This window comes from Burkholderia sp. WSM2232 (genome assembly GCF_000472545.1).
Taxonomy (GTDB): domain Bacteria; phylum Pseudomonadota; class Gammaproteobacteria; order Burkholderiales; family Burkholderiaceae; genus Paraburkholderia.
This window is the reverse complement of the sequence record NZ_AWZV01000003.1, coordinates 323,378-346,058: the sequence shown is the minus strand read 5'-3', so window position 1 is coordinate 346,058 and position 22,681 is coordinate 323,378. Positions and strand designations below refer to the sequence as shown.

General features: G+C 64.2%; 30 protein-coding genes. 10 read left to right on the top strand and 20 right to left on the bottom strand.

What is annotated here, in order from left to right; all coding sequences use genetic code 11:
* Nucleotides 1-55: 55 nt before the first annotated feature.
* The 4 genes from F757_RS0101570 to F757_RS0101550 form a co-directional block, all read right to left on the bottom strand.
* A complete protein-coding gene (locus tag F757_RS0101570) occupies nucleotides 56-577 on the bottom strand; it encodes a periplasmic heavy metal sensor (RefSeq protein ID WP_027209839.1) in 522 nt (173 codons plus the stop codon).
* The gene (locus tag F757_RS0101565; protein WP_027209838.1) at nucleotides 574-990 is read right to left on the bottom strand and encodes a hypothetical protein; all 417 of its coding nucleotides are present in this window, start codon (nucleotides 988-990) and stop codon (nucleotides 574-576) included. Before F757_RS0101565 ends, F757_RS0101570 begins: the two co-directional genes overlap by 4 nt.
* The gene (locus F757_RS0101560; protein ID WP_027209837.1) at nucleotides 987-1,547 is read right to left on the bottom strand and encodes an RNA polymerase sigma factor; all 561 of its coding nucleotides are present in this window, start codon (nucleotides 1,545-1,547) and stop codon (nucleotides 987-989) included. The genes F757_RS0101565 and F757_RS0101560 overlap by 4 nt, the downstream gene beginning before the upstream one ends.
* Before the next feature lie 243 nt (nucleotides 1,548-1,790).
* A complete protein-coding gene (locus F757_RS0101550) occupies nucleotides 1,791-2,111 on the bottom strand; it encodes a YXWGXW repeat-containing protein (protein ID WP_027209835.1) in 321 nt (106 codons plus the stop codon).
* A gap of 480 nt (nucleotides 2,112-2,591) precedes the next feature.
* On the opposite strand from F757_RS0101550, the gene ald reads away from it, so the two are divergent.
* Both ald and F757_RS0101535 read left to right on the top strand, forming a co-directional pair.
* A complete protein-coding gene (ald, locus tag F757_RS0101545) occupies nucleotides 2,592-3,710 on the top strand; it encodes an alanine dehydrogenase (protein ID WP_027209834.1) in 1,119 nt (372 codons plus the stop codon).
* A 147-nt stretch (nucleotides 3,711-3,857) separates the two neighbouring features.
* Nucleotides 3,858-4,274 (top strand): PAS domain S-box protein, encoded by a 417-nt coding sequence (locus F757_RS0101535; RefSeq protein WP_027209833.1) that lies wholly within the window; start codon nucleotides 3,858-3,860, stop codon nucleotides 4,272-4,274.
* Between the two features lie 4 nt (nucleotides 4,275-4,278).
* Here the strand turns inward: F757_RS0101535 and F757_RS0101530 are convergent, their stop codons facing one another.
* The 5 genes from F757_RS0101530 to F757_RS0101510 all read right to left on the bottom strand — a co-directional run bounded on the left by F757_RS0101530 (nucleotide 4,279) and on the right by F757_RS0101510 (nucleotide 10,265).
* Nucleotides 4,279-5,640, bottom strand: a complete 1,362-nt coding sequence (locus F757_RS0101530) for an MFS transporter (RefSeq protein WP_027209832.1) — start codon at nucleotides 5,638-5,640, stop codon at nucleotides 4,279-4,281.
* A gap of 205 nt (nucleotides 5,641-5,845) precedes the next feature.
* Nucleotides 5,846-7,012 (bottom strand): ABC transporter permease, encoded by a 1,167-nt coding sequence (locus F757_RS0101525; protein ID WP_027209831.1) that lies wholly within the window; start codon nucleotides 7,010-7,012, stop codon nucleotides 5,846-5,848.
* 6 nt (nucleotides 7,013-7,018) lie between these two features.
* Nucleotides 7,019-8,173: an ABC transporter permease gene (locus F757_RS0101520; protein WP_027209830.1), complete on the bottom strand. Its 1,155-nt coding sequence runs from the start codon at nucleotides 8,171-8,173 to the stop codon at nucleotides 7,019-7,021.
* Between the two features lie 21 nt (nucleotides 8,174-8,194).
* Nucleotides 8,195-8,899: an ABC transporter ATP-binding protein gene (locus tag F757_RS0101515; protein ID WP_027209829.1), complete on the bottom strand. Its 705-nt coding sequence runs from the start codon at nucleotides 8,897-8,899 to the stop codon at nucleotides 8,195-8,197.
* Nucleotides 8,900-8,918: 19 nt separating this feature from the next.
* Complete coding sequence (locus F757_RS0101510) at nucleotides 8,919-10,265, bottom strand: efflux RND transporter periplasmic adaptor subunit (RefSeq protein WP_442856611.1); 1,347 nt, start codon at nucleotides 10,263-10,265, stop codon at nucleotides 8,919-8,921.
* Nucleotides 10,266-10,365: 100 nt separating this feature from the next.
* Here F757_RS0101510 and F757_RS0101505 point away from each other — a divergent pair, with 100 nt between their 5' ends.
* Together F757_RS0101505 and F757_RS0101500 are read left to right on the top strand one after the other, a co-directional pair.
* Nucleotides 10,366-10,683, top strand: coding sequence for an ArsR/SmtB family transcription factor (locus F757_RS0101505; RefSeq protein WP_013591875.1), 318 nt, complete (start codon nucleotides 10,366-10,368; stop codon nucleotides 10,681-10,683).
* A gap of 95 nt (nucleotides 10,684-10,778) precedes the next feature.
* Nucleotides 10,779-11,840 (top strand): alkene reductase, encoded by a 1,062-nt coding sequence (locus F757_RS0101500; protein WP_027209827.1) that lies wholly within the window; start codon nucleotides 10,779-10,781, stop codon nucleotides 11,838-11,840.
* Nucleotides 11,841-11,992: 152 nt separating this feature from the next.
* Here F757_RS0101500 and F757_RS0101495 read toward each other — a convergent pair whose 3' ends face one another.
* On the bottom strand, nucleotides 11,993-12,517 hold the full coding sequence (locus F757_RS0101495) for a GNAT family N-acetyltransferase (protein WP_027209826.1): 525 nt from the start codon (nucleotides 12,515-12,517) through the stop codon (nucleotides 11,993-11,995).
* A gap of 44 nt (nucleotides 12,518-12,561) precedes the next feature.
* Nucleotides 12,562-12,690: a hypothetical protein gene (locus F757_RS36905; protein WP_332258125.1), complete on the bottom strand. Its 129-nt coding sequence runs from the start codon at nucleotides 12,688-12,690 to the stop codon at nucleotides 12,562-12,564.
* Between the two features lie 417 nt (nucleotides 12,691-13,107).
* On the opposite strand from F757_RS36905, the gene F757_RS0101485 reads away from it, so the two are divergent.
* A complete protein-coding gene (locus tag F757_RS0101485) occupies nucleotides 13,108-13,527 on the top strand; it encodes a hypothetical protein (protein ID WP_027209824.1) in 420 nt (139 codons plus the stop codon).
* Nucleotides 13,528-13,684: 157 nt separating this feature from the next.
* Here F757_RS0101485 and F757_RS0101480 read toward each other — a convergent pair whose 3' ends face one another.
* Complete coding sequence (locus F757_RS0101480) at nucleotides 13,685-13,903, bottom strand: DUF2795 domain-containing protein (protein WP_013341490.1); 219 nt, start codon at nucleotides 13,901-13,903, stop codon at nucleotides 13,685-13,687.
* Nucleotides 13,904-14,106: 203 nt separating this feature from the next.
* Here F757_RS0101480 and F757_RS0101475 point away from each other — a divergent pair, with 203 nt between their 5' ends.
* The 3 genes from F757_RS0101475 (at nucleotide 14,107) to F757_RS0101465 (ending at nucleotide 17,172) form a co-directional block, all read left to right on the top strand.
* On the top strand, nucleotides 14,107-16,272 hold the full coding sequence (locus F757_RS0101475) for a response regulator (RefSeq protein ID WP_027209823.1): 2,166 nt from the start codon (nucleotides 14,107-14,109) through the stop codon (nucleotides 16,270-16,272).
* A gap of 56 nt (nucleotides 16,273-16,328) precedes the next feature.
* Nucleotides 16,329-16,544 carry an FmdB family zinc ribbon protein gene (locus F757_RS0101470; protein ID WP_027209822.1) on the top strand — a complete coding sequence of 72 codons (216 nt, stop codon included), beginning with the start codon at nucleotides 16,329-16,331 and terminating at the stop codon, nucleotides 16,542-16,544.
* Between the two features lie 88 nt (nucleotides 16,545-16,632).
* Nucleotides 16,633-17,172, top strand: a complete 540-nt coding sequence (locus tag F757_RS0101465) for a low affinity iron permease family protein (RefSeq protein ID WP_027209821.1) — start codon at nucleotides 16,633-16,635, stop codon at nucleotides 17,170-17,172.
* Nucleotides 17,173-17,275: 103 nt separating this feature from the next.
* Here the strand turns inward: F757_RS0101465 and F757_RS0101460 are convergent, their stop codons facing one another.
* The 6 genes from F757_RS0101460 to F757_RS0101435 all read right to left on the bottom strand — a co-directional run bounded on the left by F757_RS0101460 (nucleotide 17,276) and on the right by F757_RS0101435 (nucleotide 19,954).
* On the bottom strand, nucleotides 17,276-17,872 hold the full coding sequence (locus F757_RS0101460; RefSeq protein WP_027209820.1) for a ParB-like protein: 597 nt from the start codon (nucleotides 17,870-17,872) through the stop codon (nucleotides 17,276-17,278).
* 60 nt (nucleotides 17,873-17,932) lie between these two features.
* Complete coding sequence (locus tag F757_RS0101455) at nucleotides 17,933-18,226, bottom strand: DUF6723 family protein (RefSeq protein ID WP_027209819.1); 294 nt, start codon at nucleotides 18,224-18,226, stop codon at nucleotides 17,933-17,935.
* 167 nt (nucleotides 18,227-18,393) lie between these two features.
* Nucleotides 18,394-18,519: a hypothetical protein gene (locus F757_RS36775; protein WP_269657963.1), complete on the bottom strand. Its 126-nt coding sequence runs from the start codon at nucleotides 18,517-18,519 to the stop codon at nucleotides 18,394-18,396.
* 60 nt (nucleotides 18,520-18,579) lie between these two features.
* Nucleotides 18,580-19,044 carry a GFA family protein gene (locus F757_RS0101445; protein ID WP_232221319.1) on the bottom strand — a complete coding sequence of 155 codons (465 nt, stop codon included), beginning with the start codon at nucleotides 19,042-19,044 and terminating at the stop codon, nucleotides 18,580-18,582.
* 42 nt (nucleotides 19,045-19,086) lie between these two features.
* Entirely contained in the window at nucleotides 19,087-19,239 is a 153-nt protein-coding gene (locus tag F757_RS36025; RefSeq protein ID WP_198021330.1) for a DUF6496 domain-containing protein, read from the bottom strand.
* A 169-nt stretch (nucleotides 19,240-19,408) separates the two neighbouring features.
* Nucleotides 19,409-19,954 (bottom strand): DUF4142 domain-containing protein, encoded by a 546-nt coding sequence (locus tag F757_RS0101435; protein ID WP_027209817.1) that lies wholly within the window; start codon nucleotides 19,952-19,954, stop codon nucleotides 19,409-19,411.
* 196 nt (nucleotides 19,955-20,150) lie between these two features.
* Between F757_RS0101435 and F757_RS36020 the strand changes: the two genes are divergently transcribed.
* Both F757_RS36020 and F757_RS0101425 read left to right on the top strand, forming a co-directional pair.
* The gene (locus F757_RS36020) at nucleotides 20,151-20,321 is read left to right on the top strand and encodes a hypothetical protein (protein WP_198021329.1); all 171 of its coding nucleotides are present in this window, start codon (nucleotides 20,151-20,153) and stop codon (nucleotides 20,319-20,321) included.
* 109 nt (nucleotides 20,322-20,430) lie between these two features.
* The gene (locus F757_RS0101425) at nucleotides 20,431-21,516 is read left to right on the top strand and encodes a glycosyltransferase family 4 protein (protein WP_035466038.1); all 1,086 of its coding nucleotides are present in this window, start codon (nucleotides 20,431-20,433) and stop codon (nucleotides 21,514-21,516) included.
* Between the two features lie 87 nt (nucleotides 21,517-21,603).
* Here F757_RS0101425 and F757_RS0101420 read toward each other — a convergent pair whose 3' ends face one another.
* On the bottom strand, nucleotides 21,604-22,011 hold the full coding sequence (locus F757_RS0101420) for an Hsp20/alpha crystallin family protein (RefSeq protein WP_013341501.1): 408 nt from the start codon (nucleotides 22,009-22,011) through the stop codon (nucleotides 21,604-21,606).
* Between the two features lie 23 nt (nucleotides 22,012-22,034).
* Entirely contained in the window at nucleotides 22,035-22,475 is a 441-nt protein-coding gene (locus F757_RS0101415; protein WP_027209815.1) for an Hsp20/alpha crystallin family protein, read from the bottom strand.
* Between the last annotated feature and the right edge of the window lie 206 nt (nucleotides 22,476-22,681).

Genomic DNA, 22,681 nt, shown 5'->3' with positions numbered 1-22,681 from the left:
ACAATGCTTGAACGCGGACGCGCTATCCGATCCGTCGTCACGGTTAGACAATTTTTCAGTGGCCCGAAGCTGCATTCGAGGACGCGGGGTTCGCCGGCCCGGCGCTTTTCGTGTTCGCCTGCGGTTCGCGCCACTGCCCACGCAAGCGCAGGCTCTGCGCGAACTCGACGCGCTCTTGCGGCGACAACGTCGCAGCGAAATCAGCCACACTGCCTTCCACTTTGGCGCGCAGATTGCTGTCGGCCGCACGGGTGCGAGCCAGCGCGGCGTCGAGCGCCGCGCGGTCCAGTTGCGGCGCGGCGAGCAGACGCAAGACCTCGCGGCGACCTTCGCGAGCCTCGTGCGCAAACTCGCGGCCGTCGCGGCGGCCGTTCTTCAGGCTGTCCGCGAATGCCTTTTGCCGCTCCGGCGAGAGCGTCTGAGCAGCAAAGCGCAAAGCCCGCTGCTGTGCACTGAGCGGCGCCGCGGCCTCGCGCGCCGCATACCAACGGTAAGCGCCGCCGGCAATCGCACCTAGCAAAAACACATTCAGGACGAGCGAAACCACAAGCACGATCTTCCAGGCCCGGCTGTTCATTCGCCACTCCAATCGGCGGACGACCCACCGAAGCTCGACGTCAGATAAGAATCATGCACGGGCGGCGCCGCTTCGCTCAGCACGAAGAGCGATACGGCCAAAGCCCCGGCCATGCCGCCCAGCAGTCCGACACCCGCGACCGCCGCGCCCGACCACCACCAGGCGCGCCGCTGCACGTGAGGCCGGCGCACTGGCGCGCCGGCAACGATCCGGCGCTGCAACGCGGCGTCCGGCGGCGCGAGCCTGTCTGCCGCGAGCCACGCGTCGAGCCCAGCCGCTTGCGCGAGCCACGCGTCGGCCTGCTGACGATGCATCTGCGCCCACGCCTGCCCCGCCGCCCGCTCTTCCTCGGGCCAGCGGCGTGGATCGGCACCATAGGCTTCTATGATCTGATGGAATCTTTCGGGCGTCATGGCTTGTCCTTGCTAAGGCCGCTGCCGGCCACTTGAGCGCGCAGAGTGCGGCGCGCGCGGGCCAGCAGACTTTCCAGCGCATCGACGGTGATGCCCATCAACGCGGCGGCGTCGATGTTGGACATCTCCTGGTAGTAGCACAGCACCAGCGCCTCGCGCTGCCGTGCGGGCAGAGCGGCGAGCGCCTCGCGGATGCGCGCGTCGCGGGAGCGCGCTTCGAGCCGCGCATCCGGCAAGGCGGCCGGATCGATTTCGTCGGGCAGTTCGTCGCGAACCTGTTCGCGGCGGCCGCGCAGACGGTCATAGCAAAGGTTGAGCGCAACACGATGTATCCACGTGTCGAACTTTGCCTCGCCTTCGCGCCAACGCGCCGCCTGTTTCCATATGCGCACGAACACTTCCTGCGCGACGTCTTCCGCTTCCATACGATCGCCCAGCATGCGCGTGGCAAATGCCAGCAAACGCGGCAGTTTGCGCGCGACGAGCGTGCGCACGGCCGCCGCATCATGGCGGCCGACCTGCTCGAGCAACTTCGCGTCGGGGTCGCGTTCGCTCAAGGCGCAGCGCTCCCCGGGCCACGTTCAATGCGATTCACGTCGGCTTCAACCTCGCAGGTTCGTTGCGCGCGCAACGGTAGATCGAGGCGCGCGGCAGCAGGCAGGTCATGCTCAATACACGACGACTGCCGGACGATAGTAGACCGGCCGCGCCGGGTACACCACGCAGCCCGACAGCGTCGCCGCGAGCAGCAGGATCACAAGTGTTTTCATGAACAATGTCCGACTGGTTAGGCCGCGCCTTTACGCCCAATGACCTTCGACCCAGCGCCAGTTCGGCCCGCGCTGCACCCAATGTCCGGGCACCCAGTGATAGCCGGGCCGCACCACCTGCCAGTGACCGGGCACCCACACGTAACGGCCGTGATGCCAACGCCAGCGGCCCTGATCCCACACGTACCCTGCGCGCGGCGCCGGCACCACCTCGACGCGCGGCGGCGGCGGTGCCATTGGCGCGACGATCACGGCCTGCGCGGACGCGGGCGACGAACTGAGCGCGGCCGTGCAGGCCAATGCGGCGACGAGCATGAAGCTGCCGAGGCGAAGCGATCTTGTCGATGTCATGCTGGTTTCTCCCATTCGATACCGAAGCGCGATGCGGCTTCGTTTCTTCTTGAACGCGGCAGCACGGAAAATCCGTCGCTGGTTTTGCACAAAAAGAACCGTCAGGCGAACGACAGACAAAGTCATCGAACTGTATGGTGCGGCGTGCCGCCGTTGCTACCGTCGCCGCACGTTGCGCGCGGCTGCGTCGACATCGAACAAGCGCGGGTGCGTGGGTGCACGGCTGCACGTGCGCCCCTATGATCGCTGACGAACCGATCGGCAAGGCGGCACTCGATCTAATGGCCTCGATGCCCGCGGTGAGCGGTGCCCGTCAATCGGGCGTATGCTGATTCACGACAGCGCCGCACCGTTTTGCTCGCGTGAAGCACGACAGGTTGGCCGACGACCCAGGCGATCCCGGCCCGAGCCGCACTGACTGCACTTGCCGCACCGCATCAAAAGAATCGCCGGGCGGCCTATCCGCAACTGGAGGATGACATGCACGTTGGCGTTCCGAAGGAAATAAAAAACCACGAATACCGTGTGGGTCTGACACCGTCGTCGGTCCGGGAAATGGTGGCGCACGGGCACACGGTCACCGTCGAAACGGGCGCCGGCAACGGCATTGGCGCATCGGACGCGGTCTATGAGAAGGCCGGCGCGAAGATCGCGGCGCGCGCGCAGGACGTGTTCGCCACGGCCGAGTTGATCGTCAAGGTGAAGGAGCCGCAGGCCGGCGAGCGAGCCATGCTGCGCGACGGCCAGATCCTGTTCACGTATCTGCATCTCGCCCCCGACCCGCAGCAATGCGCCGATCTCGTGCAGAGCAACGCGGTCTGCATTGCCTATGAAACCGTCACGCAGGCCGCCGGTGGGCTGCCGCTGCTTGCGCCCATGTCCGAGGTGGCGGGCCGCATGTCGATCCAGGCCGGCGCGTTCTGTCTTGAGCGCGCGCATGGCGGCAAGGGCATTCTTCTGGGCGGCGTCGCGGGCGTACCATCGGCGAAAATCGTGATTTTGGGCGCAGGCGTGGTCGGCTCGAACGCGGCGCAGATTGCCGTGGGCACCGGCGCACAGGTCGTGGTAATCGACCGCAGCCTCGAGGCGCTGCGGCGCATGGACCGCCAGTTCGGCGCTCGCGTGATAACCGTGTTTTCGAATCAGGACAATGTCGAGAAACACGTGCTCGAAGCCGATCTCGTGATCGGCGGAGTGCTGATTCCCGGCGCGGCCGCGCCGAAACTCGTTACGCGAGAGATGGTGCAGGCAATGCAGCCCGGCGCCGCGATTGTCGACGTGGCGATCGACCAGGGCGGCTGCTGCGAGACGGCAAAACCGACCACACACGCGGAGCCGACTTACATGGTGGACGACGTCGTGCACTACTGCGTCGCCAACATGCCAGGCGGCGTGCCGCGCACCTCGACCTACGCGCTGAACAACGCGACGTTGCCGTTCGCGCTGCAGATCGCAGACAAGGGCTGGCGCAAGGCGTTGCAGGACGACCCGCATCTGCGCAACGGGCTGAACGTCGCGTTCGGCAAAGTCACCTGCCGCGAAGTGGCCGAGGCACTTGATTACATGTGGGAATCGCCCGAATCCGTCATGGCGATGTGAGCGGCGGCGCGTTGTCCGGCATGCTCGAAGCGCCGCGCTTCAGCACTGTGTTGCGCGCGCCGCGCTATTCCCGCGTATGTTGCGCAAACCGGCTGGAGCGCGCAGGCTTAAGTCAGCGCGCGCCCCGAGGCATTCAGGAGTGAAGTCATGACAGAACCGCCCGCACTGGCGGAATGGATCTTCGACCAGATGGCCGACGCCGCCATCTACGCGGACCGCTCCGGCAGCATTGTTCGCTGGAACCGCGCCGCCGCCGCGCTGTTCGGGCATAGCGCGGCCGAGGCGCTGGGCCAGAATCTCGACCTGATCATTCCCGAACGTTTGCGCGCTGCGCACTGGCGCGGTTTCGAAGGCGCCATGGCCAGCGGCCTCACGAAGACCCACGGCCGCGCGACGTTGACGAGCGCAATGCACAAGGAAGGCCGCAAGCTGTATGTGGAAATGACCTTTGCGCTCGTGGTCGATACGAACGGCAACGCCTGCGGTTCGGTTGCCGTGGCCCGCGACGTCACAGCACGCGTCGAGCAGGAACGGGCCGCGGCGCGTCACGGCGGCCCCATCTAGCCTGCTACTCGAGGCGCGCCTTGACGTGCTCAGGCCGCCCGGCTGCATAACCGAACCATGCCGACACCGCGCACACGCCGACGCACAGCGCAGCCAGGCTATTGAGCGAGCCGGTTGCATGGAGCAGCGAGCCGGCGATGAACGGTCCGCACGATGCGATCAGATAGCCGATTCCCTGCGCCATGCTGGACAGTTGGGCGGCCACGTGCGAGTCATACGAACGCAAGCCGATCACGGTGAGCGCGAGTGTGAACGACGCACCCTGCGCCATGCCGAGAAGCAGTGCCGAAATCCAGACGGTCGACAACGGCAAGAAGAAACAGCCCATCAGCCCCGCGCCGGTCAGCAGCAGCGCGCTCACGTTCACCATGCGCTGGTCGCGCAGCCGCGCGAGCAAAAACGGCAGCAATAGCGACGCGACCGCCTGCGTCACCACGCTTATCGACAGCATGAAGCCGGCGTCGACAGCGCTCATGCCGCGTGTACGAAGCACTGTCGGCAGCCAGCCGAACACGATATACGCCAGCGACGATTGCGAGCCCATGAACAACGTCACCTTCCACGCCAGCGGATCGCGCCACAGGCCACGAACCACGTGCACGCGCTTTCCGGCGTGCGTGCTTTTTGCCGGCAGCTGCACGCCCCACACCAGCGTCGCGAGACCGACCGGCAACGCCCACAGCGCAAGTGCCCACGCCCACGCGTTGCCGCCCGCGCCGCCGGCAACATGCGCGAGCGCATTGGCGGCCGGCACCGTGGCGGCCGCGGCCGCGGCGGCGCCCGCGCACATCGCGGCGCTGTAGATTCCAGTCATCAGCGCGACATGCTGCGGAAAGTCGCGCTTCACCACACCAGGCATGAGCACGTTCATCAGGCCGATTGCGAAACAGGCCACGATCTGTCCGATGTACAACACCTGCCATGCTGGAACGATGCGCAGCGCAGTGCCGGCAGTCAGCAGCACGAGCAGCGCCAGCAACGCGCGCTCGCTGCCAAGGCGCCGTGCCAGCATAGGCGCAAGCGGGCCGAACAGACCAAAGCACAGCGACGGCAAGGTCGTCAGGACGCTCGCGCCGGTGCGCGAAAGGTTGGTCGCGCGCACCGCTTCGACCAGTATCGGACCGACGCTGGTGATCGGCGTGCGCAGCGAGAAGGCGATCAACGCGAGGCTGGCCGCGAGCGCAATGGTGCGCCCGCGCGAGTCATGCGCCGCGGCGGGATTCGCCTTGGCGCTCGCCTTCGCTTCCGGGTTCCCGTTCGCTTCCGCGTTCGCGACAGGCTGAGCAGACTCGCGCTCTTGTTGCGGCGACGCAGGGGTGACGGACGTATCGTGCCGGGCGTGTGCAGGAGTTTCGGATGATTTCATCAATAGACGCGTGAGAGCGGGCCGCCCAAAGCGGGCCTTGTTCGTCCCGGCATTGTATGCGGCAAACGCGTTGCGCACCGGCAATAGTCGCCGGTCCGGTGCTGCCTCGCTCCTATCCCGCACGCAAGGGTATGCCACATGCTGGCCGCTTGCACTCACGTGAGCACGGGCTGGCGGCAATTCGCATGCCCTGCGCGGCGTGCAATCACCGCGCGCGCAGCGCCTCGACGATGTTCATGCGCGACGCGCGCAACGCCGGCAGAAAGCCGCCGACGAGGCCCATTGTCACCGAGAACGCCAATGTCTTCGCGACAATGGCGGGCGTCAGGATGAAGCGGAACGATAGGTCCGCGAAGGTCTGGAAATTGGTTGTCGAGAAAGACGCGAACTGCATGAACGCTGCGCAGCCAAGTCCCGCCAGTCCGCCGACGAGCCCAAGCAGCATCGCTTCGACCAGAAACGCGGCGAGCACGTTCGCGCGCTTGAAGCCAAGCGCGCGCAACGTGCCGATCTCCGCCACGCGATTCGCCACCGACGCATACATCGTGATCATCGCGCCGATCATCGCGGCAATAGAAAAGATGGCCGACAGCGTGAAGCCGAGTATGTTGAGAAACGTCGACAGAGCCCTCGACTGGTCGCTGTAGAACGTTCGCTCGCGTTTCGCTTCGTCGGCAAGGCGCGGGTCGACGTCGATATCGCTTTTGAAGCGCTCGAACTGATCGCCTTGCGCAAGCCGCACCACCATCGACGAATAACTGGTCCGGCGAAACGCCTGCATCAGCTGGTCCGCATCGCCCCAGATCTCCGAATCGAACCCGCTGCCGCCCGCGTCGAAGGTGCCCACCACCGTCCACTCGCGCTGTGCGAAACGCAAGTGCTCGCCGGGTTGCGTGCCCGCAAAGCCCTTCGCAATGCTGCTGCCCACCACGATCTCCGACGAGCCCGGCGTGAAGAGGCGCCCCGATGCGAGCCGTACCTGAGGCCGCAAGCCGATGCCCGCCTGCGACACACCGCGTATCACCACGTTCGACGGCTTGCCCGAACCGATTTTCGCGAGCGAGATCAGCACGACCGACTCTTTCGATGCAAGCCTGCGGCCGTCGCCGCCCACCGCGACGGCGGGATGCATCTCGATCACGTTGGCCTGATTGCGGTCGATCGCGCTCTGCACTTCGGTCTCCGCGCCCTTGCGGATCACGACGACGTTGTTCTCTTCGCCCGTCGAGACGAGTGTTTTCTTCAGGCCCGCATCGAGCATCAGGACCGTCGAGAACACGAAGACGACGAGCGCGAGCCCCCCCGCCGTGAGCGCCGTCGTCAGGCGACGGGTCCACAGGTTGCGAGCGATATAGGAAAGCGGAATGGCCATGATGCGCTACCCGATGGCCCGCAGGCCCTCGACGATCCGCACGCGCGCCGCCTGGATCGCCGGAATGATCGCCGCCGCCACGCCGACGACACCCGCACACGCCGCCTGCAACAGCATCGTCTCGCGCGACACGTGAAAGACGGGGAATACGCCGCCGGTTGCCTGCCGGAAGATGCTGGCGGCGGGCGGCGTCAGCAGCATGCCGAGCCCGCCGCCCGCGATGCACAGCGTCAACGACTCGCCGAACATGAGGAGCGCGAGAAAGCCCGGGCCGAACCCGAGCGCCTTGAGCGTCGCGTATTCGACGGTGCGCTCGCGCGCGCTCATGGCCATTGCATTCGCCATCACGGCCATGATGATGACGATCACCACATACGACACCACGCGAATGGCCGCGATGATCTGATTCGACATCGCGACGAAGCCGAGCTGGAACGCCTGCTCGGTTTCCGTCAGCGTTTCGGCGAGGGAATTCCTGAACACGTCGTCGACGTTGCGCGAGATCGCGGCGGCCTCCTCGGGAGCCGCGATGCCCAGCACGTAGACACCGACCTGATCCGCACGCCGCCCCGGCATCTTGCGCACCGATTCGTTCAGATAGTCCCAGTGAAAAATGAGTTGCCGTGTGATCGTCGATTCGTCGCGGCCATCCATGATGCCGCGCACGACAAACTCCCAGGTGCCCGGATAGATCGTGCCTTTGATGGGGATGACGTCGCCGACCTTGAAGCCGAACTGCGTCGCCAGTTGCCGGCCGACCAGACAGCCCTTGCGGTCGCGTTGGTAATCGCTGCGCTGTTGAGCGGGCACGATCAGCTCGGGATAGAGGTCCAGATAGTTGTCGGACACGGCGAACTGCGCGAAGAAGTTCTTCGGCTCGCGATACACGCCGCCGAACCAGCTCGAGCGTGCGACCAGCGTCACGCCTTCCACGCCGCGAATGCGGTTCTCGTAGCTGAGCGGCAGCGAGAACGTCAGCGAAATGGCGTTGCGCGTGACGAGTCGCGCGTTCGATGCAGCTGCGGCGCCCGCATACCACGCGTCGACCACGGTATTTAGGAGCCCGTATGCAAGCACTGCGATCGTGAGCCCGAGCACCGTCAACGCAGTGCGCAGCTTGTGGCGCAGCGCGTTGCGCGTAATCAGCTTCAGCGCGTGCATGACGGGCCGCCGTCGCGCCGATCAGCGCGTGTTGCCATCTGACAGTTCCCCTTTGTCCAGATGCACGAGCGCGTTCGCGGCGCCTGCGGCATGCGCGTCGTGCGTGACCATGATGATGGTCTTGCCCAGTTCGCGGTTCAGACGTTGCAGCATCGCGAGCACTTCTTCGGCCGATGCGCGATCGAGATCGCCCGTCGGTTCGTCGGCGACGATCAGCGTCGGGTCGGTGATCAAGGCGCGCGCAATCGCGACGCGCTGCTGCTGTCCGCCCGACAGCTCCGACGGATAGTGATGTGCACGGTTCGCGAGGTTGACCATCTCCAGCACCAGCTCGACGCGCTCGCGCCGCTCCTTGCGCGTGAGCCTCGTGAGCATCAGCGGCAACTCGATGTTCTCGAACGCCGTCAGCACAGGCATCAGGTTGTAGAACTGGAAGATAAAGCCGACGTTAGCTGCACGCCAGTCGGCCAGCGCCGCTTCGGACAGTTGCGTGATGTCGAGCCCGCCCACGCGCAGCACGCCGCCATCGGGCCGGTCGATGCCCGCAATCAGGTTGAGCAGCGTGCTCTTGCCCGATCCCGATGGCCCCATCAATGCGATGAAGTCGCCTTCTCCGATCGAAAGCGTGATGTCGGCCAGCACGGGCACTGTCTGCACGCCGCGCCGGTAGGACTTCACCAGGTGCAGGATCTCGACGAGCGGCGCAGCGCCATTCGCGCGGTTCATAGGTTGCTGTCCGCTCACGTTATGGCTTCGCCACGGTGACTTTCGCGCCGTCCTTCAACTGCGCGTCGGGCGCACGCACCAGCACGTCCCCCGCACGCACGCCTTCAAGCGCGATCAGGTCGCCGAGCTTCGTGCCCGTCGTGACGGGCACCTGATGCACGGTCTCGTCCTTGACGACGAAGACGACGCTGCGTCCGTCGCGCTGAACCACGGCAGCCGGCTGCGCGGCGACGACGGGTCGGCGGTCCTGCGGCGGCACCGGCTTCGACAGGAAGGCGATCTTTGCGCTCATGTCCGGCAGCACGCGTGCGTCGCGATCGACAAAGCGCACCTTGACGAGCACCGTCGCCTTGGAACGGTCGACGGTCGGCACGATACGCGATACGCGGCCCGCAAGACGCAGTTCCGGCAGCGCGTCGAGCTGGATCTCGCAAGGCGCGTCGGCGGCGATCTTCGCGATGTTCGCTTCGGCGACATCCGCTTCCACTTCGAGCGTGTCCATGTCGGCGATGGTGACGACGGCCCCCTTGCTATCGGACGCTTGGGAAAACGGCGTGATGTTGTCGCCGACGTTCGCGTGCTTCTCGATCACGACGCCGTTGAACGGCGCGCGAATCACCGTCTGATCGACCGCGACCTGCGCCACCTGCGCGTTCGCCTGCGCCGACACGATAGCCGCGCGGCTGTTGTCGATGGACGCCTTCGCCTTGTCGTAGCGCGCGAGATCCGCGTCGTACTGGGTGGCGGGCATGGCGCCGCTCGGCACCAGCACCGCAGAGCGGCGCAGGTTGAGTTCAGCGTTTTTCAGCTCGGCGACCTGCAACGCGAGATTCGCTTGCGCGACCTTGACCTGCGCCTTCGCCTGCGCGAGCGACGCTGCGACGTCCGCACTTTCCAGTCTGGCGATCACTTCATCTTTTTTTACACGCGTGCCTTCGAGCACCCCGAGCCATTCGAGCCGCCCTTGCGCCTTGGACGCCACGGCGGCCTTGCGTTGCGGCACGACGTAGCCCGTCGCGTTCAGCAACGTGTAGCTCTGCGACGGATACGCGGAGATGACCGACGTGGTTTGCACGGTGCGCGGGCTGGCGAAGCGCAAGCCGGCCACGAGCGCGGCCACCAGGATCAACGCGGCCACCCCGTAGCCGGTCCAGTTGCGCCGACGGCGCGCGGTCACGGGCGCGCGGTCGATTTTGAGTTTTTTGAGATCGTGTTCAGCCAATTTTTTATCGGTTCGCCGGAGCAGCGCTTGCGCTGCCCCGGCTACTCGCGCTATAGACGGGCACCCAGTATAGCGCCGCGGCTCGCGTGCAAACCCCGCGTGCCGATTGATCATTACCCCACCGCAAGTAGTGCCTCCATGCATATCGTCAAATTCCGATATATACTTCGGTCAGTAGCGATGCAGACATCGGCGGCAAGTCGCCTCGAGTCTGTCCGTTGAACAACGTGACGGTAGTTGACGAATGAAACGAACCCCCATCGCGCCAGACATCGACGCGATCCACAAGGCGCTCGCCAACCCGGTCAGGCGCGAGATTCTTGGCTGGCTGCGCGAGCCGTATGCGCATTTCGCCGACCAGGAGCTCCCGCTCGACCACGGCGTATGCGCGGGCAAGATCGACGCGCGCTGCGGGCTTTCGCAGTCCACCGTGTCGGCCCATCTGGCGGCATTGCAGCGCGCGGGACTCGTTACGTCCAAGCGGGTGGGGCAATGGGTGTTCTTCAAACGCAATGAGCCCGTTATTCAGGCGTTCCTCGAGCATATGAACTCGAAGCTCTGAGCCGTCCTGCATCGCCGCTTCCCTTCGCACGTCCTGTTGCTTCGCAACAATTTTGAGGCCGACGGCGTTCACGCCCCGGCCAAAGGTGAACACTTATGCCGACTCTTTTCGATCCGCTGCAAATTGGCGACCTTACGTTGTCGAACCGCATCATCATGGCGCCGCTCACGCGTCAGCGCGCCGAGGAAATCCGCGTGCCGAACGCGCTGATGGCGAAGTACTACGCCGAGCGTGCCACGGCGGGCCTCATCATCAGCGAAGCGACCTCCGTTACGCCGCAAGGCGTGGGATATGCCGAGACGCCTGGTATCTGGTCGCAGGAACAGGTGGAAGGCTGGAAACTCGTCACGAACGCGGTGCACGCCGCGGGGGGCAAGATCTTCCTGCAACTGTGGCATGTCGGCCGCATCTCCGATCCGCTGTTCCTGAACGGAGAGCTGCCCGTCGCGCCGAGCGCAATCGCCGCGAAAGGCCACGTGAGCCTGGTGCGCCCTGAGCGTCCGTATGTGACGCCGCGCGCGCTCGAACTCGACGAGATCGCCGGCATCGTGCAGGCGTTCCGCCAAGGCGCGCAAAACGCGAAAGCAGCGGGTTTCGACGGCGTGGAAGTGCACGGCGCGAACGGCTATCTGCTCGACCAGTTCCTGCAGGACAGCACCAACAAGCGTACCGACGCCTACGGCGGTCCGATCGAGAATCGCGCGCGCCTGCTGCTCGAAGTCACCGACGCGTGCATCGACGTGTGGGGCGCACAGCGCGTTGGCGTGCACCTCGCGCCGCGCCGCGACGCGCATGACATGGGCGACTCGAACCCCGCAGCAACCTTCGGCTACGTGGCTCGCGAACTCGGCAAGCGCAAGATCGCTTTTATCGCCGCGCGCGAAGCATTGGGCGAAGACCGTCTGGGCCCGCAGTTGAAGAAGGAATTCGGCGGCCCGTACATCGCGAACGAGAAGTTCACGAAGGAAACCGCGCAGCAGGTGCTCGACGCGGGCGAGGCGGACGCAGTGGCCTGGGGCCAGCTATTCATTGCGAATCCGGACCTCGTGCGCCGCTTTGCGATGAACGCTCCGTTGAACAAGCCCAATCCTGCCACGTTCTACGCACGTGGCGAAGCCGGTTACGTCGATTATCCGGCACTCGAAACGGTGGAGTAAGCGCACAACGCGCTGCTGCCAACACGCAGTGAAGAGCGGCGGGCGTCGTCGGCACATTGGTGCTGCGGCGCCCGCCGCATTTTCTTCGCTGCTACGCGCAGAGGTTTGCCATATGCGTTGCGCGTTGCTCCCTGCCCGGTGAGATAGTCGCGTCAGGCGAGGTCGCGGCGCATGAATACACGTCGCGATTCGTCCAGACCTCGCGCGATATGCGCATTGCGGCGCGCGATCAGCGCCGCGTCGAGTTCAGCTTCCGCGATATCGCGAAAGCCAAGCCGCCGGTAATACGGCGCATTCCACGGCACTTCGCGATAGGTCGACAACACCAGTTGCAGGAGCTTGCGCGAGCGCGCGAGTCTGGCGACTTCATCGATCAGCGCCGCGCCGATGCGCCGCCCGGCGTGCGAGGTCAGCACGTCGAGCTCCTGAACGTAGATGCGCCCGGCTTGCGGCTCGAACATCACGAATCCGGCACACACGTCTTCGCGATCTACCGCGACGATGATTTCCTGCGCCGCAATCTTGCGCGCGACAAGCGCAACGCTCATAGGCGGCGCGTCGGCGATGCCCGCCATCCCGACGCTCGCGAAGCGCGCGCCCGCTTCGAATTCGATCAGGCGAATAGTTTCGGCTTCATGCGGCGCGGCAAGGCGAAAGGTAACGTCGACTGGTTGCATCCGCACAGTGTGCCCGAAACGCCGGACAGTTGCCCGACGCCATGCTACTGGCTCGCTGAAGCAGCGGGCGCGGCGCCGCCCGCCTGGCCGGAAGCGCCCGCCGCCGCATCGCTCGCGCGCTTTGCCGCGTCGCTCTGGCCGCTCATGCCGCTCACGCCGGCCGAATTGCTCATTACGCCACTGCTTGCGGAACTGGTGGTGTCTCTGCTGGTGTCGTCCACCTTTTTGCAGCCCGACATACCCGTTCCCAATGCAGCGATGGTCACGGCCAGCAGCGCGCTTTTTATATTCCAATGCATGGTTGCACCCGTTTGGTTGGCCGGCGCAAGGCGCGGCTTGGGTTCGTCGGTATCGGCATGGGTATCGGCATGGTATCGGCGTTGGTATCTGTATCGGCGTCGGTATCGCCGTGAGCCACGGCGTAAGCCCCGGCGTCAGCCGCTGCGCGAATCCCCGTGTTCGTATCAGTGCTGCGCAGCATCGCCTATGCCCGACTATGCCTGACCATGCGCGCATGACCGCGCAGACACCCGGCAAGTTGTTTGCTGCGACCCAGGTCTCGTCACGAACGACACACGCGGAGAACCACCATGCTGCTCAGCGACGAAGAACTTGCGCGCCTCGACGGCGTCGCGCCCTTTCTGGAGAGCGAAGCAAAGACCTCGCTTAACTTCGCGCCGGACTACGAAGTGACGGCGGAACTCGCCGCACACCTGCAACCGGGTCTGCGTCTTCGCGCGCCGACGCCGGACACGTCCGCTCCGGACGCACGCGATAAGGACGCGCCACCCTACCCGCTCAATCTGTTCGTTGGCTTGCCGCTCGAAGAATTGCGTCAGCTCGCCCATGCCGACGACTCCGCGCGCGAAGCGCTGATCGCGCGCTTTGGCGCCTCTTTCACACCGCGCCTGCTGCGGGCGATCGAAACCGAAACGCCAGGCGCAGTCAACCTGGACGCGGGCGTGCAGAACGAATCCGGCACGTTGTCGGTAATGCTCGCAACGCTTTGAGCCGGTGCGCTGTGATCACCGCTGTGAGCATGTCAGCGAGCACGCGAGCTGTGCCGGGACGGCAACGTCTGCGAACTAACTCAGCCTGTAGTTACTTCCGTCGCTTGCACATTTGACAGCGGACGCGCCGCGAATCACGCGCCACGTCCGCGTGGCATCACTCGTTGCCGACGCCTTTCGACACTTCCGCGGGACTGCCGTACTCCTGCTCCGGCAGGCGTTCGAGCGCGTCGAGCACTTCGTCGTCCGCGCCGTTGCCTTTCGCGGTATCCAGCAAGCTTGCCTTGTCGGCGGGATACGACGCGCCTTTGAGCGCCTTCTGGACATCGATAAATTTGCGGATCGGTCCGCCGTTCGAATTCGAATTGGACGCCATGTGCATCTCCTTGAAGTTGGCCATCGGGTGGCTGACGGTGCAGCATCGCGCGTTCCTCGCGGGCCCTCACTGGTTGCGGGCAGCGCCATGTGTCCAGCTCGTCTTTGCGGTAGCAGGAATGAATCTGGCTCGCAACGTCTCAAAGGGCCGCTGCGACAAGGGCGGCCCACTTTCATCTTTGTCAGCAAGCAAGGAATCTTGCCGTGAGCACTGCGAACCGCGAAGCGATTCTAGTCAACCAGCAAGCGATTCTGGCGCGGTTCGGCGAGCTTGCGCTGCGCTCCGACGATCTGGACGAAATACTCACCGAGGCATGCCGACTCGTGGCCGAAGCGCTGCAAACAGACATGGCAAAGGTGATGGAACTGCAGAAGGACCGAATTACGCTCGTGGTGCGCGCGGGCGTCGGCTGGCCGCCGGGCATTGTCGGCAAGGCGACGGCGCGCGCGGAACGAGGTTCGTCCGAAGGCTACGCGCTGCAAACCGGCAAACCCGCCATGTCGCCCGACATCGCTATCGAGAAACGCTTCCGCTATTCGCAGTTCATCGTGGATGCAGGCGTGAAGGCGCTCATCAACGTGGTGATTCTGGGCGGCAAGGACCGGCCCGCGTATGGCGTGCTGCAGGTCGACAGCCGCACGCCGCGCGACTTCAGCGACGTCGACACGGAATTCCTGCGCTCCTACGCGAACCTGCTCGCGGCGGCCGTCGAACGGCTCAGAATCGCCGCGGAAACGCGCAAACACGCAACCTGGCTGCGCGAGAGCGAAGAGCGCTACCGCATGCTCGCAACGCAGATTCCCCAACTCGTCTTCACCTGCACCAGCAGCGGCGAGCGCACCTGGGACAGCCCCCAATGGATCGAATACACCGGCCTCACGGAGAGAAACAGCCGCGGACTCGGCTGGCTCGATGCGATTCACCCCGACGACCGCGACGCGACGATGATCGCTTGGAGCACGGGCGAGGTGAAAGGCGAATATGCGGTCGAGCACCGCATACGCCGCGCCGATGGCGCGTACCGCTGGTTCCAGACCCGCGCGCGACCGGTGCGCCCGGAAGGACGCACAGTGACGTGGCTCGGCACCTCCACGGATGTCGAGGACCAGGCGCGCATCCGCGAAGCGCTCGAGCGCAGCGGTGAGGAACTCGAAAGACGCGTTTCGGAGCGCACGGCCGAATTGCAGCAGGCGCTCGACACGCTGCACCAGGAAACCCGCGAACGCTCGCGTGCCGAAGAGCGCCTGCGTCACAGCGAAAAACTGAAGGCGATCGGGCAACTCACCGGCGGCATCGCGCACGATTTCAACAACATGCTGCAGGCGATCATGAGTGCGCTGAGCCTGATTCGCGTGCGCTTGCAACAGGGGCGTCCTACCGACGTCGTCTCGCTCGTGGAACGCGCCGAAAAAGGCGCGGTGCGCGCGGCGACGCTCACGCACCGTCTGCTTGCGTTCGGCCGCCAGCAGACGCTGGAGCCGCGGCTCGTCAGTCTCGACGCAATCGCGCACGACATGGAAGACATGATCCGCCGCGTGGTGGGCTCGGGCATCAACGTCGAGTTGAAGCTCGGCGACGGCATCTGGCTCGTGCAATGCGACCCGAACCAGATGGAAAGCGCGCTCGTCAATCTGTGCGTGAACGCTCGCGACGCCATGCCGGAAGGCGGCTGGCTCACCATCACCACGAGCGAGGTCATCCTGGGTGAAGCCGAGGTCGCCGACTTCGAGGACGCGCTGCCTGGCCGTTACTGCTGCATCGCCGTGTCCGACACCGGCACCGGCATGTCGCCGAAGATCATGGAGCATGCGTTCGAGCCGTTCTTTACGACGAAACCCTCGGGCCAGGGCGTCGGCCTGGGCCTGAGCCAGATCTACGGCTTCGTCAGACAATCCGGCGGCATCGTGCAAATGGAAACGGCGCTCGGCAAAGGGACGACCGTGCGCCTGTGCATGCCTGCGTCGGTGCAGCGGGAAGACGTGGCAAACGATCGCAATGACCCTGCGAAAACCATCATGCTCGTGGAGGACGAAGAGATCGTCCGCGAAGTCACTGCCGAGCAATTGCGGGAACAGGGCTACCGTGTACTCGAAGCGGACAGCGGGGCGGCTGCGCTGCGTCTGCTGCATGCCGGTGCCCGCTTCGACCTGCTCATCAGCGACGTCGCCCTGCCCGGCGCGCTGAACGGCCGTCAGGTCGCGGAGTCGGTGCGACAGCGCTATTCGTGGATGCCGGTCATTCTGGTCACAGGTTACGCGCCGGGCGATGCGCTCGCCGACATGGAAGTGATCAGAAAGCCGTTCTCTCCCGAAGTACTCGCGCAACGCGTGCGCGCAAAGCTCGAGCAATCGCAGACCGACGTCGACTAAACTAGCGCTGTCAGCGTGGCCATCGGCCCGAAATTTTTCGTCTTACAGTTCACACCATGCCAGTTTACGACTACACATGCGCCGCATGCGGCCACTTTGAAACGGTCCGCCGCATTGCCGAGCGCGACGAACCCGCGCCCTGCCCGCAATGCGGGAACGCCGCCGCGCGGGTGGTGATCGGCGCCCCCTCGCTTGGCGGCGCCGTCGCGCAGGCCAGCGAGGAAACCGGCAGTTACGGCATGCGGCACCGCGGCGGGTGCTCCTGCTGCTGAAAAACGCGCCTGCCTTCCCTTCGTGGCTCGCACGTTCGGCACGAAGCGTGCTACCGGTCTTGTGTAGAGCAATTCCGGGAGAAATAGAATGAGATCAGCAGAAGCACGCTCGAGCTCCGACAGCATAGAAACTGTTCCGCCGACATCGAGCCCTGCCTACGCCGCCAGCAATCCGGTCACGCGCGCCTTTGACGCATTCGCCAGTTCGGTCACGCGGGTTGCCGGTTCGCCCATCGCCTTCGGCCTCGCTATCATCACGGTGATCGTGTGGGGCGTGACCGGGCCGCTCTTCCACTATTCCGATGCGTGGCAGCTGGTTATCAACACTGGCACCACGATCATCACGTTTCTGATGGTCTTCCTGATCCAGCAAAGCCAGAACAAGGACAGCGTCGCGATGCATCTGAAGCTCAACGAATTGCTCGCCTCGCATCGAGCGGCGAACAACCAGTTGATCGGTATCGAAGACGCATCCGAAGACGACCTGCGGCGGCTCGCTGCCGCTTACCTGCGGCTCGCAAGCCGGGTCGGCGCTCACGGCAGGGAAAGTGTCGACGTCGATGCATGCGTGGAAAAACCCGCTCCCGACAAGGGAAAGCACAACGCGACGGAGAACGAAGGGGCCTGAGTTCGGCCCTGACCTCAGCCGGGATTTGAGCCCGGACTCGTTGGGCTCTGACAGGCGCGATTACGACGTAGCGCGGATCGCAGGCTTCGTGGCCTGCGCCGCGCTACGCGCCTTCCACACCCACATATCCAGGCAGGCCGAGCGCGGCTTCGCTCTTCGCCAGCTCCACTGCCCGCCCCACCAGTGCTTTGTACTCCGCGTCGTTCGACGGAAGCGGCAGCATCTTGCGGAACAGGTCGGCCCAGCGGAATTCCGCCAACGGCACATTCGTCTTGCGATAGCCGCCGGCGTCGCGCACTGCGGCCGCGAGGCTGCGAAACTCGTCGTCGATCATGTCCCACACATGCTGCGGCATGTCCGTGAACGGCACGCGCTGGCCGCGCTGATCGTAGGGATACGTCCAACGATTGTTTTCGAGCGCGAGCCAGAATTCGGCCTGCGAGCAGCTAGACAGATCTCTGACCAGCACGACCGGCACCGACTTGATATCGACATGCCAAAGCGCCGCGGCCACGTGATGATGGTCGGTCGCAAATGCCTCGCCGCCCGGCCCGAGAACAATCGGAATCGGCTTTTCGGCAATGGCCATCTCCAGGTCGTGACCGGACAGCGATTGATAGGCGTGCGTCTTCTCCCTTACCTCGCGCATCCCGTGCGTGACTTGCGTTGGACGCAAGCGCTCGATCTCCAGCGTCTTCATCAATCTCTCCCATCCTGCATGTCGCTAGGCGCGCAGACTTCGCTGCGTGCCTTGCATATCTCACGGCTCCGGGTTCAGCAAATCCGCCGCGACCACTTCGGCGCCCTTGCGGGCGGCAGCCTCGCGCGCTTCCAGCGCCGTTTCGAACGGGCCGATGACGGGCGCGCCGTCATACGGAAATATCACGCGGTCGTCCGTAGTCCGCACGACCTTCAGATCGCCGGTAAACGTGCCGGTCGCGGTGCGTCGATAGGTCGGGTAGATTCTGTAATCGCTTGCGGTGGTGGGAATACCGGCTGGCGATGCGTGGGCCCGCAGCGAACTATTGTGAAAGTGCAACTTCCTTCTCACCATCTCAATCCCTGCAATTGCTATCGTCGACTGGTTAGGGGCGTTGTTGAGAAACGCATGGCGATGGCACAGATGCGGACACGGCGCGCATCCACTGCGCGCCGCGCTCTTTTCAGTCATGCGGCCCCGGTCGTCCGGGCCCGCACGCCCGTCACACCGTCAGCGGCGAATCAGGGCTGACGCTGTCCGCCCTGGTGCTGCGGCGTCTTCTGCTGATTCTGCTGTTGCTGGCCGCTCTGCTTGCCCGCATTCTTCGGATTGCCAGGTTGTGCGTTGGATTGTTTCGGATCGCTCATTTCAGCTCCTTCGTTTTCCAGAAGTACTCGCATTGACGCAGCCCTATGCCGCATCGCGCCTTACTCGGGACTGTCCTGCTCGTATTCGGTTCGCACGCCTTGTGGCAGCCACGGTTCCTTGCGGCAGCACCACAGTTCGTACGTGGGCTCGTAGAGGCCGACGTTATCGAACGCGCCGAGGGGCACGTCCAGTTCGTCGCTGCCCACGTATTCCATGAAGGCCACAGAGCCGCACGTGGGGCAAAAATACCGCCGTCCTTCAGCCGAGCTTTGCCACACATGGACGGGACCGGTGAACTCCACAGCGTCGCGCGCGAACATCGCATATGCGCCAAATGCGCTGCCATGAATGCGGCGGCAGGTCATGCAATGGCACAGCGACACACGCCGCGGCTTTGCATTGACTCGAAACCGCACGGCTTTACATGCGCAACCGCCCGTCTGTTCGACCAGCTCGCCCGATGCGCCCGATGCGCCAGATGCGCCAGATGTGCCAGATGTGCCAGCGGCGCTTTCAGTACTCATGCTGCGCCCTCCAGTCCGATGTTGCGAGGTCGCTCGAGCGTGTCACGTTTCGCTCTTCTTCGGAATCTTTGCACCCGATTTGCGGGCCTGATTCAGCGCGATGGCCACCGCCTGTTTATGCGGCTTGCCGTGTTTCGTTTCGGTCTTGATGTTGCGCGACACGGTTTCTTTGGATGTTCCTCTTTTCAACGGCATGATCTTCTCCTTTCAGTCGAGGCGTTGATCGGAACGCAGTCGGGACTCGCCCGCCGCTGCCATTGAAATGCAGCACGCCACGTGCCACGTGGCGTGCTGCACCGGCGCGGCTCCCGCCTGCCGCAGCCTTTGTCGTGTCAGAGCGCGGCGCAGGGGACGGCGCCGCGGCTTACTGCTCCGAGACGCCTTTCTTCGAGGCCAGTTGCTGGGCGCGTTGATAGTGCTCCTTGATAGTCGGCAGCGCCTTCTGGGCGGCTTCCTTGAGCTTCGCGTTCTGCCCCTCGGCAATTTCCTTTTCGAAAGCGGCAATGGTCTTCTTGTGACCCTCGAGCGCGACCTTCTGGATGTAAAGCTGATCGAACTGCTTGCCCTTCAGTGGCTTGAGCGCGTCGAGCACACTCGTGTCCGAATTGTCCTTCGGCACTTCCACGCCGTGCGGCGCAGCCATCTTCAGTTGGACGGTCAGCTTGGTGTGGTCGAGCATCATGTGATGCGCAAACGACTTCACGTCCTTGTCGCTGGAATTGCTGGTCGCGAGTTTCGACGCGTCGATTTCCGTCGACGAGGACATCGAGGCCGCCTGAACAAAGTCTTTGTCCACCTGCGCAAGGGGATTGGCAGCGGTCGTGGAGGCAGCTTCGGTCTGCGCGTTGGCAGCGACCGGAACCAGGCTGAAACAACCGCACGCTAGTGCAATTACAGTCATCTTCTTCATGCGTTTCCTCTCTGTTGTTCGAAGGGGGTAGGCAAAGTGGCGCAATATTCGTTGCGACACTGCTTGTGCAGCAACCCGCATGCCGCGCTGCGCAAAACGCGGAAGTTTCTTTCTCCGCACCGCTGTCGAGACAGGTTCGTTCGGGACCGTCCCTTGCTGAATGCCGTTACCTCCAACCCAACCCAGGGAGAATGCAATGGCGACCAAACCGAACGATCCTGCCGAATCCGCGCAAAACGGCAGTGCCGACGAATCCGGCGAAGGAACATTTGAAACCGACGTGTCCGAAACCGGCGATGACGGCACCACCGTCCGGCAAGCCGAAGTGAAGGAAAGCGACCTGTCCGAAGTGAAGAAAGATAAGTGAAGAAAAACAGGTGAAGAAAGGCAGGTCAGAAGCCTGCCGACCTGGCCGCGTCCGCGTTCGGCCCCGATCGCGGACGCGGCTTTAACCCAACCTCATGTCCCGACCGCCCGTGAGAATCGCTCAAGTCGCACCTTTGTACGAAAGTGTCCCGCCTTTTGCCTATGGCGCCACCGAGCGCGTGGTCTCCTACCTGACCGAAGAACTCGTTCGACAAGGCCACGACGTAACGCTGTTCGCCACGGCGGACTCGACTACCCGCGCGCGGCTTGTGCCCATTTGCGAGCGCGGACTTTGGCGCGATACCGCCGTGTGGGACACCCTCACGCATCACGTGCGGCAGCTTGCGCGCGTCGCCGATCTCGCGCATGAGTTCGACGTCGTGCATTTTCACGGCGATCCGCTGCATTTTCCACTTGCCCGTTCGCTGCCGTGCAAGTCGCTCACCACGCTGCACGGACAGTTGTTGCCGATGGATCATGGGCCACTCTTTCGCGAGTTCGGCTCGGCGCCGCTCGTATCGATCTCGGACGATCAACGCAAGCCGGTGCCGTCTGCCAACTGGCAGGCGACCATCCATCACGGGTTGCCGCCCGACGAGTTTCAGTTTCAGCCGCTGCCGGGCGACTATCTGCTGTTTCTCGGCCGTCTGATGCCCGGCAAGCGGCCCGACCTTGCGGTAGAAATCGCGAAGCGCGCGGGCCTGCCGTTGAAGATGGCCGGCAAGGTCCACCCGGGCGAGCGCGAATACTTCGCACAGCAGATCGAACCGTTGCTTGAACGTTCGCGCGACTTCACCGACTATCTTGGCGAAGTGGGCGGAACACTGCGCAAAGAACTGATCGCCAATGCGCGCGCGCTGCTATTTCCAGTGGAATGGGCCGAACCGTTCGGCATGGTGATGATCGAGGCGATGGCTTGCGGCACGCCCGTCATCGCATTCGGAAGCGGCGCCGTGCCGGAAGTGCTGGAGCACGGCGTCAGCGGTTTCATCGTGGATGACGTGCAAGAGGCCGTAAAAGCGGTGGCGCAGATCGGCAGAATAGACCGCGCGCAATGCCGGCGCGCTTTCGAAGCGCGCTTTACCGCAGCACGCATGGCCGACGACTATCTGCGCGTGTACCAGCGCCTGGTCGCGGGCTCGCGCACCGCCGTGCCCGCATCGGACAGCGATGCAAACGCGCAGGTATGCGGCTGAGTGCCCGCGCGACAAATGCCACGGCCCCAGCGCCGGGCCGTGGCATCCGCACAATGAGCAGGACGGGCACATTCAGCCCGGCCGCCATTAGCCGACGTTCACTTCAATACGGCGCGGGCGCGCTTCTTCGCGTCGCGGAATAACGAGCTTCAACACGCCGTCCTGCAGGTTCGCTTCTATTTTCGACGTGTCGAATTCCGCACCCAGCGTAAATGACCGCGAGAAATGCGGTGCGCGGATTTCCGCGTGCTGCAGACGCAAGCCGGCGCGCGTCGGCACGCTCGCTTCGGCTTCTATGTGCAGGTTGCCGTCGTGCACCCGCACTTCCAGCTTCTCTTTCGACACACCCGGCAAGTCCGCCCACAAGGTGACGCCGTGCGCATTCTCGATCACGTCGACGGGCGGCGTGAGCGTCGTGCGCGGTTCGGCCTGTTCGCGTTCGGTACGCGCCACGGGTTGCTGCTCCTTTTGCACCACTTCGGTCGTATCGTTCATGATTCGCTCCATCATCAGTGAGATCATTGGATGGTGATTGCGCGAGGTTTGGACGATTCGCGCTTGCCCACGCTAATCGAAAGGCAGCCGTTCGTGTAGCGCGCCTCGACCTTGTCCGGGTCGGCTTGCTGCGGCAGTTCGATCACGCGGCGGAACGAGCCGGTGAACCGCTCCTGAGCGTACTGACGCGTGGACTCGTCGGCCTCGGGCGCGACCCGTTTGCGCTCGCCGGCAATAGTCAGCAAACCTTTGTCGATCGACACCTCGAGTTGCGAGGGATCGATGCCCGGCGCGAACGCGACGATCTCGATGGAGTCGTCCGTGGTGCCGATGTTGATTTGCGGAAATGCCGACAGGCGGCTCGAACGGATGCTCGAAGGAAAACCGCCGAACAGCGCGGACATCTGCTGCTGCAGACGATCAAACTGGCTGAACAGGTCGGTCGCGAAGTAAAGGTCACTCATGATCGTTTCCTCCTCGGTAGTGCCGGGGCGAGCAGGCGAACGGACTACGCGCTCCACTCCACCTGCCCGCACCCTCTGACAGACAATCGAACACGCAGCGCCGCCTGAAAAGGCGTGTCTGCCTGATCGAAACTCACTGAGCGGAATCTAAAATAAATCCGCGCACGACGATTTCAAGACCCCTTCGTGCAAATTTTCGGCCTTGA

What these genes read in the sequence shown, in the direction of transcription:
- F757_RS0101510 (WP_442856611.1), bottom strand. Translation starts at nt 10,265, where the DNA reads ATGCATGGAGGCACTACTTGCGGTGGGGTAATGATCAATCGGCACGCG.
- F757_RS36775 (WP_269657963.1), bottom strand. Translation starts at nt 18,519, where the DNA reads ATGAGCGATCCGAAACAATCCAACGCACAACCTGGCAATCCGAAGAAT.
- F757_RS0101495 (WP_027209826.1), bottom strand. Translation starts at nt 12,517, where the DNA reads ATGCAACCAGTCGACGTTACCTTTCGCCTTGCCGCGCCGCATGAAGCC.
- F757_RS0101485 (WP_027209824.1), top strand. Translation starts at nt 13,108, where the DNA reads ATGCTGCTCAGCGACGAAGAACTTGCGCGCCTCGACGGCGTCGCGCCC.
- F757_RS0101505 (WP_013591875.1), top strand. Translation starts at nt 10,366, where the DNA reads ATGAAACGAACCCCCATCGCGCCAGACATCGACGCGATCCACAAGGCG.
- F757_RS0101435 (WP_027209817.1), bottom strand. Translation starts at nt 19,954, where the DNA reads ATGAAGAAGATGACTGTAATTGCACTAGCGTGCGGTTGTTTCAGCCTG.
- F757_RS0101470 (WP_027209822.1), top strand. Translation starts at nt 16,329, where the DNA reads ATGCCAGTTTACGACTACACATGCGCCGCATGCGGCCACTTTGAAACG.
- F757_RS0101445 (WP_232221319.1), bottom strand. Translation starts at nt 19,044, where the DNA reads ATGAGTACTGAAAGCGCCGCTGGCACATCTGGCACATCTGGCGCATCT.
- F757_RS0101480 (WP_013341490.1), bottom strand. Translation starts at nt 13,903, where the DNA reads ATGGCGTCCAATTCGAATTCGAACGGCGGACCGATCCGCAAATTTATC.
- F757_RS0101535 (WP_027209833.1), top strand. Translation starts at nt 3,858, where the DNA reads ATGACAGAACCGCCCGCACTGGCGGAATGGATCTTCGACCAGATGGCC.
- F757_RS36905 (WP_332258125.1), bottom strand. Translation starts at nt 12,690, where the DNA reads ATGAGCAATTCGGCCGGCGTGAGCGGCATGAGCGGCCAGAGCGACGCG.
- F757_RS0101525 (WP_027209831.1), bottom strand. Translation starts at nt 7,012, where the DNA reads ATGGCCATTCCGCTTTCCTATATCGCTCGCAACCTGTGGACCCGTCGC.
- F757_RS0101420 (WP_013341501.1), bottom strand. Translation starts at nt 22,011, where the DNA reads ATGAACGATACGACCGAAGTGGTGCAAAAGGAGCAGCAACCCGTGGCG.
- F757_RS0101550 (WP_027209835.1), bottom strand. Translation starts at nt 2,111, where the DNA reads ATGACATCGACAAGATCGCTTCGCCTCGGCAGCTTCATGCTCGTCGCC.
- F757_RS0101565 (WP_027209838.1), bottom strand. Translation starts at nt 990, where the DNA reads ATGACGCCCGAAAGATTCCATCAGATCATAGAAGCCTATGGTGCCGAT.
- F757_RS0101415 (WP_027209815.1), bottom strand. Translation starts at nt 22,475, where the DNA reads ATGAGTGACCTTTACTTCGCGACCGACCTGTTCAGCCAGTTTGATCGT.
- F757_RS0101570 (WP_027209839.1), bottom strand. Translation starts at nt 577, where the DNA reads ATGAACAGCCGGGCCTGGAAGATCGTGCTTGTGGTTTCGCTCGTCCTG.
- F757_RS0101465 (WP_027209821.1), top strand. Translation starts at nt 16,633, where the DNA reads ATGAGATCAGCAGAAGCACGCTCGAGCTCCGACAGCATAGAAACTGTT.
- F757_RS0101500 (WP_027209827.1), top strand. Translation starts at nt 10,779, where the DNA reads ATGCCGACTCTTTTCGATCCGCTGCAAATTGGCGACCTTACGTTGTCG.
- F757_RS36020 (WP_198021329.1), top strand. Translation starts at nt 20,151, where the DNA reads ATGGCGACCAAACCGAACGATCCTGCCGAATCCGCGCAAAACGGCAGT.
- F757_RS0101530 (WP_027209832.1), bottom strand. Translation starts at nt 5,640, where the DNA reads ATGAAATCATCCGAAACTCCTGCACACGCCCGGCACGATACGTCCGTC.
- F757_RS0101515 (WP_027209829.1), bottom strand. Translation starts at nt 8,899, where the DNA reads ATGAACCGCGCGAATGGCGCTGCGCCGCTCGTCGAGATCCTGCACCTG.
- F757_RS0101520 (WP_027209830.1), bottom strand. Translation starts at nt 8,173, where the DNA reads ATGCACGCGCTGAAGCTGATTACGCGCAACGCGCTGCGCCACAAGCTG.
- ald (WP_027209834.1), top strand. Translation starts at nt 2,592, where the DNA reads ATGCACGTTGGCGTTCCGAAGGAAATAAAAAACCACGAATACCGTGTG.
- F757_RS36025 (WP_198021330.1), bottom strand. Translation starts at nt 19,239, where the DNA reads ATGCCGTTGAAAAGAGGAACATCCAAAGAAACCGTGTCGCGCAACATC.
- F757_RS0101455 (WP_027209819.1), bottom strand. Translation starts at nt 18,226, where the DNA reads ATGGTGAGAAGGAAGTTGCACTTTCACAATAGTTCGCTGCGGGCCCAC.
- F757_RS0101460 (WP_027209820.1), bottom strand. Translation starts at nt 17,872, where the DNA reads ATGAAGACGCTGGAGATCGAGCGCTTGCGTCCAACGCAAGTCACGCAC.